Below are 12,553 nucleotides of genomic sequence, written 5' to 3' on the forward strand. Positions count from 1 at the left end.
GACTGTCCGCAACTAGCTGAAAACTATAGATTATTTCTGAGTGTCGACTTTTTCCAAGTGAACCCTTTTCAGGGATACCGGCGATCAACCGGCAGGGCAGTGCCGGCAAAGCATTTCGAACAGCTAAGCCCGCACCGGAGGCCGTTTTCGGCCATCTTTTTTTAAGTGCTTGCCGGCAAACGAAAAAACCCGGCACAATCGGCCGGGTTCGCAGAACGTCAGTCTAGGACGTGATGTCAGGCAGACAGAACCTTGACCCGCTGGGCCAGTCGCGACACCTTGCGGGACGCCGTGTTCTTGTGGATCACGCCCTTGGTTGCGGCGCGCATCAATTCCGGCTCCGCGATCTTGAACGCAGCCTGTGCGGCAGCCTTGTCACCAGAGGCAAGTGCCTCTTCGACCTGGCGGATATAGGTGCGGACGCGCGAGCGACGGTTCTTGTTGACCGCCGCGCGGCGTGCGATCTTGCGCGTTGCCTTTTTGGCCGAGGATGTATTGGCCATGATGCCTCTCTTCTGATCTGGTCGGCGCATGCGGGATGCCGCAGGGCGCAAAAAACAAACGGGCAGCCACGGGGCCGCCTCGGTTGGTGCGGCTTATAGTTCAGCTTTTCCGGCGCGTCAACGCTGCCTGGCCTTCTTTTTGGCAGCCATCAGACTGGCGTCAGCGGTTGTTGAAATTCGGCTTCCGCTTCTCGGCGAAAGCCGCCATGCCTTCCTTCTGGTCCTCGAGTGCAAACAGCGAGTGAAACAGTCGGCGCTCGAACCGCAATCCCTCGGCAAGCGTCGTCTCAAAGGCGCGGTTGACAGCCTCCTTTGCCATCATCACCGATGGCAGCGAGAAGTCGGCGATCCTGGCAGCCGCCTTCAGCGCCTCCTCGACGAGATCGCCGGCCGGCACGACCCGTGACACCAGGCCCGAACGCTCGGCTTCGGCTGCATCCATCATCCGTCCGGTCAGGCACATGTCCATCGCCTTCGACTTGCCGACGAAGCGGGTCAACCGTTGCGACCCGCCCATGCCGGGAATGACGCCGAGCGTGATTTCGGGTTGGCCGAACTTGGCCGTGTCGGCGGCAATGATGAAGTCGCACATCATCGCCAGCTCGCAGCCGCCGCCCAGCGCATAGCCGGCCACCGCAGCGATGATCGGCTTCCGCGCCCGCGTAAACTCCTCCCAGCCGACGAAGAAGTCCTGCAGATACGCATCCACATAGGAGATCGCCTGCATTTCCTTGATATCGGCGCCGGCGGCGAAGGCCTTTTCGGAACCGGTGATGACCATGGCGCCGATGCCGGCATCGGCGCCGAAGCCGTTCACGGCTGCCACGAGTTCGGCCAGGATCTGGGAATTCAGCGCGTTGAGCGCCTGCGGCCTGTTCAGCGTGATCAGCCCGACCTTGCCGCGCGCTTCGGTGATGATCGTCTCATAGGCCATGACTTGCTTCTCCTCGCTCGCCCATCGTCCAGAGCGGTTCATCGTTTCACGGAAACACAGATCCGCTCTATCTCTTTGTTTTGAGGCAACTCCCCAAGGGAAAGCGGCACGCGCTTTCCCGGGAAAACCGTTCACACATTCCAGGAATTGCTCTAACTCACCGCTGACACGTCCGGCAATAGAAGGTCGAGCGACCGCTTTGCACGATCCGCTCGATATGGCCGCTACAGCCGGGTTTCGAGCAAGGCTCGCCCTCGCGGTCGTAGACGGCGAAGGAATGCTGGAAATAGCCCAGCGAACCATCGGTCTGCATATAGTCCCGGAGCGAGGATCCGCCGGCCGCGATCGCATCTGATATCACCGAGCGAATGGCTTCCGCGAGGCGCTCGCTTTGGGCCTGGGCCTTCTTCCCGGGCTTGGCGATCGTGCCCGCCTCGCGCAGCGGCGACAGGTTGGCGCGCCACAGCGCTTCCGAGACGTAGATGTTGCCGAGCCCGGCGATCAGTCTCTGGTCGAGAAGCGCTGCCTTGAGCGGTGATCGTCGCCCTTTCATCAATGAGGCAAGCAGCGCGCCGTCCAATGTGTTGCCGGTTGGCTCAACGCCGAGCCCGGCCAGCATCGGATGGACGTCCGGCGGCCCTTCGGCAAACAACATGAAGCCGAAGCGGCGCGGATCATTGAAGATCACGCGCGAACTGCCGCCGCCCGCGGATACGACATGGAAGACGACGTGGTCGTGGTTGGAGTTCTTCGAGCGATCGTGCTGGAAGATCCCCGGCATGTCGTTGCCGTCAGCTGTCTCGATGCGGAATGAGCCCGACATGCCGAGATGGCAGATCAGCATCGGACCGCCTTCAACGTCCATCGTCAGATATTTGGCCCGGCGGCCGAGCGCGGTGATCGTCTTGCCGGTCAGCCGCTGCGAGAACTTTTCGGGAAATGGAAAGCGCAGATCCGGTCGGCGCGCCTCGACACGGGTGATGGTGGCACCTTCCAGAACCGGCTGCAGCCCACGCCGGACCGTTTCGACCTCGGGCAGTTCAGGCATGGCCGCCAATCGCTGCATAGAAAGACGTGCCGTAACGGCCGGCCGCCAACCCAAGATGCTCGGCCACGGTTTCACCGATGTCGGCGAATGTCGTTCTCAGTCCGATGTCACCGCCCTTGAAACCCGGTCCGGTGCCGATCACCGGAATGCGTTCGCGCGTATGGTCGGTACCGCGCCAGGTTGGATCGTTGCCATGGTCGGCCGTCAGGATGAGAAGGTCGCCCTGCCGCAGTCTTGCAAACGCCTCCGGCAGCCGCCGGTCGAAGGTCTCGAGCGCGGCTGCATAACCTGCAACATCGCGGCGATGTCCGAATTCGGTGTCGAAGTCGACGAAATTGGCGAAAACGAGGTCGCCGTCGCCGGCATCATCCATCGCGCCCAGCGCTTCGTCGAACATCGCCATGTTGCCCGCCGCCTTGCGCACTTGCGAAATTCCGCGATGGGCGAAGATGTCGCCGATCTTGCCGATGGCGATGACACGGCTGCCACGCGCCGTCAGCCGATCGAGCAGCGTCGGCTCCGCCGGCGGCACCGCGTAATCATGGCGGTTGTAGGTTCGCTCGAAGGTCGCGGTGGTTTCGCCGACGAACGGCCGTGCAATCACCCGCCCGATCCTCAGCGGGTCAACCAGCCTGCGCACCACCTTGCAGAACTCATAAAGCCGCTCGAGGCCGAAATGGGCTTCATGCGCGGCAATTTGCAGGACCGAGTCGACCGACGTGTAGCAGATCGGCTTGCCGGTACGGATGTGCTCCTCGCCGAACCGCTCGATGATTTCGGTGCCCGGCGCATGACAGTTGCCGAGAATGCCCGGCACCTTGCCCTCGCTAATGATCGCCTCGGTCAGATCTGCCGGAAAGGCCGGAACCGTGTCCGGGAAATAGCCCCAGTCGAAGCGCACCGGCAGGCCGGCGATTTCCCAATGGCCAGACGGCGTGTCCTTGCCGCTCGAAACCTCTTGCGCCGCGCCGTGGAAGGCCGTGGTGAGCAGATCCGTGCCGCTGCTGGCGAAGCCCAGTCCCGTGGCTGTTTCGGCAGCCTTGCCAAGCCCGAGCGAGGCCATATAGGGGACAAACAGCGGTCCGCTGCGCAGCCCTTCGCGATCCGCGCGGCCTTCGGCACAGGCTTCCGCGATATGCGCGAATGTGTTGGCGCCGGCGTCGCCATAGCGGTCGGCGTCGGCCGCCCCGCCGATGCCGAAGGAGTCCAGAACGAAGATGAAAGCGCGCGCCATCGAGTTGTTGCCAGTTTGAACGCCCAGACATAGGGTTCCGCGACTTCGTTGGCAATTCGGAAACCAAACGGCAACGACCAGGCGTGATAGTCTTGATGCGTGTCGCCAAAAAGTGCGCAGCGGTTTTGGCATGTCGCAACGATGTGCCGGGCATGGATATGGATCGAGGAAAGCAGACGGCGGTTCGGTCATGAGGGTTGCCCTGAAGGCCTACGCCGCTCTCTTGCTGGTGCAGGGTGCGCTCTGGTCCAATCCGGCGCATGCCGACTGGCGCGATGATATCGGTACGTTCCGCATCGGCATTGTTGCCGAGCCAGGCGCCGGCAACACCGTTCCGGGGCTGGCACGGTTGACCGACGCCTACACCAAGGCCCTGGGCATGAAGGTCGAGTTTGTCGTTGCCCGCGACTATGCCGTGCTGATCGAGGCGCAGGCCAATGCCCGCATCGAATACGCAATCTATTCGGCGACCGCCTACGCGACGGCGTCGCAACGCTGCGGATGCATCGAGCCGCTTGTAGCTCCGGTCGATTTTGACGGCGCGATCGGCATCCGCTCCGTTCTGCTGACGCGCGACGGCAAGCTGCCTGATCTGGCGGCAATGGAAAGCCATCGCATAGCCATGGCCCCTTCGGACAGCGTCGGCGGTTCTCTGTTGCCCTTGGCGGCGTTGACAGCAGAAGGCCGCAAGATTGCAGACAATGCGCCGTTTCTGGTCCATGCCGAGTCGGCTGCGGCGGCGGAAACGATGCTGCTCGATGGCAAGGCCGATGGCCTGTTCGGTTGGGTAACGGCCGCTGGCGACGGCCAACCGGAAGCATCAGGCATTCAAGCATCAGGCACTCGAGCATCGGGCCCGCAGGCATCGGGCACCCAGGCGAGGCTCGAAGCAGCCGGGCTTTCGGCAACGGCACTTCAGGTCGTATGGACGTCGGGCCTGCTGAGATATGGTCCCCACGCCGTCCGCAGCGATCTCGATCCGGAAGCCAAGCGCCGGCTCACCGTGTTTCTCACCAACCTCAAGTCGATGACGCCAGACATCTACGATCTCCTGGAATCGAAGCATTCCGGTGGCTTCGCTGTGGTGGCGCCAAAGGACTACGAGATGGCCGCCGCTGTCGTGCGCCTCGTCTCGGGCAGCGGTCCGGGGCAGTAACGCGACGCCTTGGAGTGGTCTGCGAACGGCTCAGCGGTCCCGATTTAACAGTCGCCGCAAGGGATCGTTGTGCTTCTGCGGGGACGCAGATAGTAGGTTTCGCCCATCGTTATGTTGTTGAAAGCCGAGGTCAATCCAAGCTTCTGCTGATTGCCCGACGACCAGGCGATGACCGGCGTGTAGCCGAGAGTGCTGTCGACGCGGATGAGGAAGGTGCCGGCGACTTTGAGTTTTGGAGGAACCGTGGCGGTGGTGGGGCCAGCGCTGGCGACGCCATTGACCAGCTTGCGCGACCACACCACCTGCACCAGCGGTGTCGCGTCGGTCGTGACCTGTATTGCCGTGATGGTGATGCCCGGGACCGAGCGGTTGTAGGGCTGAAGGGTGACGGCGCCGATCGCCATGATGGCGTCGATATCTGCCTTGACGACCGTCGTCTGCTGCGTGACGAGATCAGCCACCATGCTGCCGATACGACTGACCTTCTTGCTGGTCTCGATGGCTTGTGACGCCTCCATGGTGATGAAATACATGGCCAGCAGAAGAGGCATGATCAAAGCGAACTCGACTGCCGCGATTCCACGGCGATCGGACCCGAATCGAATTGCTTTGCGCCAAATTCCTGAAGTCTTGAGATGTGCCCCCGCACGCATCATGCCCATTGCCCTTTTTTCTTTTACTGCTCGTGCATCCGCCTCGAACTCAATTGTCGAACGGCTCGTTCTGCCAGGTTACCGACGCAAAATGCAGGGTCCTGTTGCCGCCCATCGACTGCGCCAACAGATCGGTCATGATCGGCCATTTGTAAAAGACCCGCAGCATGTTCTTCGATTCCGCCGCACCCGCCGTAACGGAAAAGGATTGGTTAGCGCCACCGTTTGTCAGGACGACTTGGCCAGCCTGAATCTTAAAGCCGGCCGAGGCGGCGGCGGCGAACGTCGTATATTGGCGAAGATCCACGTCCAGTTGATTGGGACAATCCTGCGAGACGATGATCTCCAGTTTGGCGCAGATCATGTTCTTCAAATTGTCTCCGGCGACGTCGGCCGCCCTCAACTGGCCTGTGCGCAGGCGGCGCGCGACATCGTCGGTGATGTTGGACAACACTTCCTGGCCGGCAAATGCGATGCAGCTTTCCAGAATGGCAAAGACAAGCAGCGCGAACGGGATTGCAAGGATTCCGAATTCAATTGCCGTACTGCCGCGCCGGTCGCGAAGGAAGCGAGCGAAAAACCTTGGGCGTCTCGCTTTGTGCCCGTCTGCGGAGCCGAATTCCTTGCTCATGTCTGATCCTGCCGATCTCTATGCGGTCTCGGAAGGCGTATTAGCGCAAACCAATTGAGGCCCGGTTTGAATGATCGTTAAAGTCGTCGATGGCGTCTTAACCAGCCGATAACCTGAACGGCATTCCACCGCGCCATCCTATCGGGTGCCGTTCATCTCAGCCTCGGAGGATTTCTCCGCATCACTCTTATAGGAGCTTTCGCAATAGGGCGTGCAGGACATGGTCTGTATTTCTGCACGGCGATAGATACGCACCGACGAGGCGGCCTGCCGCACGACGGTAACCTGTTCGTCGACGATCGGGCTGCCGTCCGTATCGAGCACGACCAGATTGGTGACGCCGAAACCCTTGCCGGTCAACACGATCGTCGAGGCGTCCTGTACGGAAGCGTCGGCGATTGCCGGATTGCCGACCACGATCGTATCGGCGGGACGCGACAGTTTGACGATCTTGGCCTGGTTCATCGTGACCTCGATGCCGGCCCCGGCCATGGCGGGCGCGACGAAGCTCGCGGCGACAAGAAGCGCAGCAATCACGATTGACGATCTCGGCTGGGCCATTAAGGCGCTCCACGCAAGCAGACTGATCAACGGAACATGAACGAGATTGGTGAACCAACGGTTAAGCGGACACCCTGGTCGAAGGGTGCGGCGTGCCAACTTGATTGCCTGCGGAGCGCGATCTCCCCACCATCGACCCCTGCAAACGGATGGGGCCGGCCGGCATTTAGTGCTGGGTTAACCACGCAATATATTCGAACCGGGAAAGGAATCGGTAAGGCTGTTTATTAAGCCGATCGAAAGAGCTTCTCCCTAGATTGCCAGTATCCGATCAACCAACGCAGAAGTTGACGGAAGTGCTGTAACACGTGGAGTAGGAGCTCTCGAATGTCTAATCTCATCGCACGTTTTGTGAAGGACGAATCCGGCGCGACCGCTATCGAATATGGTCTGATCGCCGCTCTCATCGCGCTCGCCATCATCACTGGCGCTGGCGCGCTCGGCAATGCACTCAACACCAAGTTCCTGGCTATCGGAAACACCCTGAACAGCAGCGGCAGCTAATATGCCGCATAGCTGAGCGCTGAGCGCTCTGATCACGTTCTGAAGAAGGGCTGCCGCGTGGCGGCCCTTCTCTGTTCCGCTGCCAATACCAGTCGCCTTTTCGTTCCGGGCCTCACCAATCGTTAATCGAACATGGCTAGATTGAGCCCCGTGAAAATCGGACAATAGGCATAGCGCCGATGCTTGAAGCCTTGATCTTCGTCGTGTTTCCGTTCTGCATGCTGTTTGCCGCGATCTCCGACATGCTGTCGATGACGATCGCCAATCGCGTGCCGGTGCTGCTTGTTGTTGTTTTCGCGCTGGTTGCGCCGCTGACGGGTATGGAATGGGCAGCCTATGGCGGACATATCGCCACTGGCGCCCTGGTCCTGGCCGTGACGTTCGGCCTGTTTGCAATGGGTGGCATGGGTGGTGGCGACGCCAAGCTGCTGGCCGCCTCCGCGATGTGGATGGGTCTCAATATACATCTCGTCGAATATCTTGTGGTCTCGACAATCATCGGCGGCCTGCTGACGCTCGCCATCCTCCTCTACCGGAAATCGCTGCTTGCGGCCGTTACCGGCCAAAATCCGTTTCTGCGCCATTTCGCCGAAGAGTCAAATGGGGTTCCCTACGGGATCGCGCTTGGCCTTGGCGGGTTGCTGACCTATCCGGATTCGCCCTTGATGGTCTGGGCGCTGACCAGGCTGGCGACCTGAACACGATCCGATTTCGTTTATCCACCAGCATTGCCGCAGCCGGCTTTCGACAACGCCGGGACGGCCCGTTTTGGCCGGTCAGGCCACATTCCGGCTAATTTATGTAAACGTTAAATTAATCACGATCGTAAGCATTACATTAACCTTGTTTTGACGATTGCCGCTGCAAAGTCCGGCTTGGCTACGTGGTTTGCCAGGGCAAGGGTTCGGACAGATGCCAGCATCGCGATTGATAATTCTGGGCGTGGCGGTGGCCGCGGCGGGTGGTGCCGGTTATGTCGCGAAGAACATGGTGGCATCGCCGCCCCAGATCGTCGTCGATTCCGGGCCCCAGGCGCCGGCGGTGTCGCTGCAGGATGTGCTAGTGCTTTCGGGCGACGTTCCGATGGGCAGTCCGCTCGAGAAAAACATCGCCTGGCAATCCTGGCCCGCCGACGGCATCAACGCGAATTTCATCACCCGCACCGCCGAGCCAGAGGCGCTGGAAAAGCTGAAGGGCTCCGTTGCCCGCGTGGCGATGTACGCCGGAGAGCCTCTGCGGCGTTCCAAGCTGATCGGCGAGGGGCAGAGCTTCATGTCGTCGATCCTGCCTTCCGGCATGCGGGCGGTCGCCACCGCCATCTCGGCCGACACGTCGGCCGGCGGCTTCATTCTTCCGAACGACTACGTCGATGTCATCATGACCCGCAGGGGCGATGCCAGCGGCGGCGGCGCCACCAGTTTCAACACTGAAACCATCCTCAAGAACATCCGCGTGCTGGCAATCGACCAGACCATTCAGGAGGACGAGGAAGGCAAGAAGACCAGGGTGGGCCAGACCGCCACGCTGGAACTGACACCGCGTCAGGCGGAGATCATCACGGTTGCCCAGCAGATGGCGGATCGCCTGACTCTGGCGCTGCGGGCGGTCGCGGACACCCAGGAAAAGAACCTGGGCGAGGCCGACTATCTCGTTTCCGGCAATGGCCGCAGGGGAACGGTGAGGCTGATCAAGTCGGGCGAAGTTTCCGAAGTGGGGGCAAGGAAATGAGGCTAAGTGGTAAACTGCCGGCAATCATAGCCGCGGCATTCGGCCTGCTGCTCATCGGAACGAACGTGCAAGGCGTCGTCGAGGCAAAGAACGCGCACGTCACGGCGTCGACGGCCACCCAGCGCGTCAAGCTCGGTCTTAACAAGTCGGTGGTCATCGACCTGCCGAGCGATGCCTATGACATTCTCGTCGCCAACCCGGTGGTTGCCGATGCGGTCACCCGCACCGCAAGGCGCATTTATCTGTTCGGCAAGTCGGTCGGCGAGACGAATATCTTTGTCTTCGGCCCGAATGGCGAGCAGATCGTCAGTTTGGATCTGGCCGTCGAACGCGACGTTGCCGGCCTTGAGGACTATATCAAGCGCTTCATTCCGACGTCGGCCATCAAGGTGGAATTGCTGAATGACAACGTCGTCCTGACCGGAACGGTCGACACGCCGCTGGACGCAAAACGCGCCGTCGACCTGGCGACGATCTTCGTGTCGGGCGGTGAAGCGACGACGGGACAATATTCGCAGACCGCGGCCGGCGGTTCGGCCCAGAGCGGCGTCGACATCAACAATCCGGACCAGGAGCGTCGCACCAGCAAGATCGTCAACCTGCTTCAGATCATCGGCGACGACCAGGTCACGCTGAAGGTGACGGTCGCCGAAGTCAGCCGCTCGGTGATGAAGCAGCTCGGCGTCAACATGGTCGGCAGTGGCGGTAGCAACGGCATCAGCTACGGCGCGGTCAGCGACAATTTCACCGGCCTCGGCAAGCAGCTGTCGAATTCGGGCTTCAACATCGGCGCCTCGGGGCTGCAGGCCTATATCAACGCCATGGAGCAGTCCGGGGTCATGAAGACCCTGGCAGAGCCGACCTTGACCGCCGTGTCCGGCGAGAAGGCGACCTTCAAGGTCGGTGGTGAGTACAACATGGTGAGCGGCGTCTCCCAGAATGTATCGACCGACAACCAGACCGGCCTGAAGACCTACAGCGTCGACAAGATCGAGTACGGCATTGGTCTGGAATTCCAGCCGGTGGTGTTGTCTCCCGGCCGCATAAGCCTGAAAGTCAGAACCTCGGTTTCCGAGCCGACGACGGAAGGGTCGGTTTCGTTCTCCAGTGGCGTGACCAGCCCCGGCATGAATGCGCTGTCACTGCGCAAGCGCCTTGCCGATACGACCGTTGAACTGCCCTCGGGCGGCTCCATGATGATCGCCGGCCTGGTTCGCGACGATGTCAGGCAAGCCGTCAACGGGTTGCCAGGGCTGACAAAGATCCCGGTGCTCGGCGCGCTCTTCCGCAGCAGGGATTTCGTGCGCAACGAAACAGAGCTGGTGATCATCATCACGCCGTATCTCGCACGGCCCGTGGCACGCAACGACCTTGCCAAGCCGGACGACAATTTCAACGCTGCCAGCGATGGCGCCGCCATGTTCCTTGGCAGGGTCAATCGCGTCTACGGCACCATGCAGACTGACAAGCCCAACGGCCGTTACCATGGCGTTGTCGGCTTCATCTACAAATAGGCGGGAGCGGATATGTCTCAGTCAGCATTGAAGGCAAGCACCATCGCCACAACGATGCGCTTTGGCCGTTCGCGAACTTGCGGGCGAGCCGTTCCGGTCCTGGCAATTGCGGTAGCGGCGCTGCTGTCCGGCTGCGCCAATCGCGACAGCGTCACCGTCGGTGCGATTCCGGATGATTATCGCACCAATCATCCCATCGTGATCGCGGAGAAGAACCAGAAGATCGACCTGCCTGTCGGCGCCGGCGATCGCGGCATGACCGGATCGCAGCGCGACACGCTTCTGGGCTTCCTCGACAGCTATGACAAGAGTGCCGCCCCGACGCTGACGATCCAGGTCCCGAGCGGGTCGGCCAACGAGGTCGCCGCGACGGCGGCCGCCCGCGATTTCGCACGGCTCGCGGTCGCCGCTGGTGTCAAGCGCAACCGGGTCGTCGTCACCTCCTATCAGGCCGCCTCGAGCGAGATCTCCTCGCCGGTTCGCGTCTCCTTTGTCTCGGTGAGAGCCCAGACCGACAAATGCGGACGCTGGCCAGCTGACCTGGTCGAGACCTCGGAAAACAAGCATTATGCCGACTTCGGCTGCTCCTATCAGAACAATCTCGCCGCGCAGATGGCCAACCCGGCCGATCTGCTCGGCCCGCGGAAATCTACCGACATCGATGCTGAAAATCGCGGCGCGGTGATCGATGTCTACCGTCAGAGGGGCATCTCGGGCGATTTCCTTGGCAATTCGGAAGTAGATTACTGAGCCGCCGTCTCGGACAGAACAGGCCACGCGAAAGAGTATGATCATGAGCAACCTTGCCTACGACGCCCCGGTGGATGGCAGCGATACGTCGCAGCAAGACATCGCCGCGATGCAGGCATTGCGGCCGATCCCGCGCATCTCGATCCAGGCATTCTGCGAGACCGAGGGCGTTGCCAATCCGGTCGAGCGCGCCGGCGAGGACCGCCGCATGACGAAGGCGCATCTCAAGGTCCATATGGGCGGCGTCCCCACCGCCATCGAATTCTATCAGTCGGCGCCGACGCCCAATCTTATCCTGCTGGAATCGCGCAGCGAGCCGAAGCAATTGCTGGAGCAACTCGCCCAGCTCTCGGAATATTGCGATCCGACCTCGAAGGTGGTGGTGATCGGTCATTACAATGATGTCGGTCTCTATCGCGAGCTCATCCGCTCCGGCATTTCCGAATATGTGATCGCACCTGTCTCGATGGCTGACATCGTCAGCGTGGTGTCGTCGATTTTCATTGATCCGGAAGCCGAGCCGCTCGGCCGCTCGATCGCCTTTGTCGGCGCCAAGGGCGGCGTCGGTTCCTCCACGATTGCCCACAATGTGGCCTGGGCGATGTCCACCCTGTTCAAATCCGAGGTGGTCGTCGCCGATCTCGACCTCGCTTTCGGTACGGCCAACATCAATTTCGACCGGGATCCGGCGCAAGGCATCGCCGAGGCGGTGTTTTCGCCGGAGCGCATCGATGAAGTCTATCTCGACCGTCTGCTGACCCAGTGCGCCGAACACCTGTCGCTGCTGGCAGCCCCTTCGACGCTCGAAAGGGTCTATGACTTCGATCCCGAAGCCTTCGCGCAGCTCATCGACACCGCCCAGCGCAGCGTGCCGCTACTGGTGCTCGATATTCCCCATGCCTGGACGGGCTGGACCAAGAACACGCTGATCAAGGCCGACGAGATCGTCATCACGGCGACGCCGGAACTGGCCAATCTGCGCAACACCAAGAACCTGTTCGACATGTTGAAGCGACTTCGTCCCAACGACCCGCCGCCGAAGCTGATCATCAACCAGGCCGGCGTCCCCAAGCGCCCGGAGATTTCACCGTCCGATTTCACCGAGCCGCTCGGCCTGACGCCGATGTCGGTCATTGGCTTTGATCCGTTGCTGTTCGGCAATGCCGCCAACAACGGGCGCATGCTTGGCGAAATGGATGCCAAGAACTCGGTTGTCGCGATGATCAACGAAATCGCGCACGTGCTGACTGGGCGCAGCGAAATCAAGACGAAGAAGAAGGCAGGGCTTGGCAATCTGCTTGGCAGGCTCTCGCGCAACAAGAAATGACGTTTCAGCG

Annotated in this window: 14 protein-coding genes; 7 read left to right on the forward strand and 7 right to left on the reverse strand. The window is 61.1% G+C overall.

All coding sequences use genetic code 11. The annotated features are described in order from the left end of the window. Positions 1-236: 236 nt before the first annotated feature. The 4 genes from rpsT to HNQ71_RS30800 form a co-directional block, all read right to left on the reverse strand. Positions 237-503 carry a 30S ribosomal protein S20 gene (gene rpsT / locus HNQ71_RS30785; protein ID WP_095084274.1) on the reverse strand — a complete coding sequence of 89 codons (267 nt, stop codon included), beginning with the start codon at positions 501-503 and terminating at the stop codon, positions 237-239. Positions 504-663: 160 nt separating this feature from the next. Then, positions 664-1,437, reverse strand: coding sequence for an enoyl-CoA hydratase (locus tag HNQ71_RS30790; RefSeq protein ID WP_184877590.1), 774 nt, complete (start codon positions 1,435-1,437; stop codon positions 664-666). Positions 1,438-1,594: 157 nt separating this feature from the next. Continuing rightward, complete coding sequence (gene mutM, locus HNQ71_RS30795) at positions 1,595-2,485, reverse strand: bifunctional DNA-formamidopyrimidine glycosylase/DNA-(apurinic or apyrimidinic site) lyase (protein ID WP_184877591.1); 891 nt, start codon at positions 2,483-2,485, stop codon at positions 1,595-1,597. Next, complete coding sequence (locus tag HNQ71_RS30800) at positions 2,478-3,719, reverse strand: phosphopentomutase (protein ID WP_184877593.1); 1,242 nt, start codon at positions 3,717-3,719, stop codon at positions 2,478-2,480. Before HNQ71_RS30800 ends, mutM begins: the two co-directional genes overlap by 8 nt. Before the next feature lie 190 nt (positions 3,720-3,909). On the opposite strand from HNQ71_RS30800, the gene HNQ71_RS30805 reads away from it, so the two are divergent. Then, positions 3,910-4,875 carry a phosphate/phosphite/phosphonate ABC transporter substrate-binding protein gene (locus tag HNQ71_RS30805; protein ID WP_184877595.1) on the forward strand — a complete coding sequence of 322 codons (966 nt, stop codon included), beginning with the start codon at positions 3,910-3,912 and terminating at the stop codon, positions 4,873-4,875. Positions 4,876-4,919: 44 nt separating this feature from the next. Here the strand turns inward: HNQ71_RS30805 and HNQ71_RS30810 are convergent, their stop codons facing one another. The 3 genes from HNQ71_RS30810 to HNQ71_RS30820 all read right to left on the reverse strand — a co-directional run bounded on the left by HNQ71_RS30810 (position 4,920) and on the right by HNQ71_RS30820 (position 6,720). Beyond that, positions 4,920-5,531, reverse strand: a complete 612-nt coding sequence (locus tag HNQ71_RS30810; RefSeq protein WP_184877744.1) for a TadE/TadG family type IV pilus assembly protein — start codon at positions 5,529-5,531, stop codon at positions 4,920-4,922. 46 nt (positions 5,532-5,577) lie between these two features. Further along, positions 5,578-6,159 (reverse strand): TadE/TadG family type IV pilus assembly protein, encoded by a 582-nt coding sequence (locus HNQ71_RS30815; RefSeq protein WP_184877597.1) that lies wholly within the window; start codon positions 6,157-6,159, stop codon positions 5,578-5,580. 138 nt (positions 6,160-6,297) lie between these two features. Further along, entirely contained in the window at positions 6,298-6,720 is a 423-nt protein-coding gene (locus HNQ71_RS30820; RefSeq protein ID WP_095082375.1) for a pilus assembly protein N-terminal domain-containing protein, read from the reverse strand. A 327-nt stretch (positions 6,721-7,047) separates the two neighbouring features. On the opposite strand from HNQ71_RS30820, the gene HNQ71_RS30825 reads away from it, so the two are divergent. The 6 genes from HNQ71_RS30825 to HNQ71_RS30850 all read left to right on the forward strand — a co-directional run bounded on the left by HNQ71_RS30825 (position 7,048) and on the right by HNQ71_RS30850 (position 12,543). Next, positions 7,048-7,224 carry a Flp family type IVb pilin gene (locus HNQ71_RS30825; protein WP_184877599.1) on the forward strand — a complete coding sequence of 59 codons (177 nt, stop codon included), beginning with the start codon at positions 7,048-7,050 and terminating at the stop codon, positions 7,222-7,224. A gap of 179 nt (positions 7,225-7,403) precedes the next feature. Continuing rightward, complete coding sequence (locus tag HNQ71_RS30830) at positions 7,404-7,922, forward strand: A24 family peptidase (RefSeq protein WP_095082371.1); 519 nt, start codon at positions 7,404-7,406, stop codon at positions 7,920-7,922. A 214-nt stretch (positions 7,923-8,136) separates the two neighbouring features. Beyond that, positions 8,137-8,952: a Flp pilus assembly protein CpaB gene (gene cpaB, locus HNQ71_RS30835; protein WP_184877600.1), complete on the forward strand. Its 816-nt coding sequence runs from the start codon at positions 8,137-8,139 to the stop codon at positions 8,950-8,952. Then, positions 8,949-10,466 carry a type II and III secretion system protein family protein gene (locus HNQ71_RS30840; RefSeq protein WP_184877602.1) on the forward strand — a complete coding sequence of 506 codons (1,518 nt, stop codon included), beginning with the start codon at positions 8,949-8,951 and terminating at the stop codon, positions 10,464-10,466. The genes cpaB and HNQ71_RS30840 overlap by 4 nt, the downstream gene beginning before the upstream one ends. Before the next feature lie 12 nt (positions 10,467-10,478). Further along, positions 10,479-11,216, forward strand: a complete 738-nt coding sequence (locus HNQ71_RS30845; RefSeq protein WP_184877610.1) for a CpaD family pilus assembly protein — start codon at positions 10,479-10,481, stop codon at positions 11,214-11,216. Between the two features lie 43 nt (positions 11,217-11,259). Then, positions 11,260-12,543: a CpaE/TadZ family protein gene (locus HNQ71_RS30850; protein ID WP_245331028.1), complete on the forward strand. Its 1,284-nt coding sequence runs from the start codon at positions 11,260-11,262 to the stop codon at positions 12,541-12,543. Positions 12,544-12,553: the final 10 nt, after the last annotated feature.

The organism is Mesorhizobium sangaii (assembly GCF_014207355.1).
Classification (GTDB): domain Bacteria; phylum Pseudomonadota; class Alphaproteobacteria; order Rhizobiales; family Rhizobiaceae; genus Mesorhizobium; species Mesorhizobium sangaii.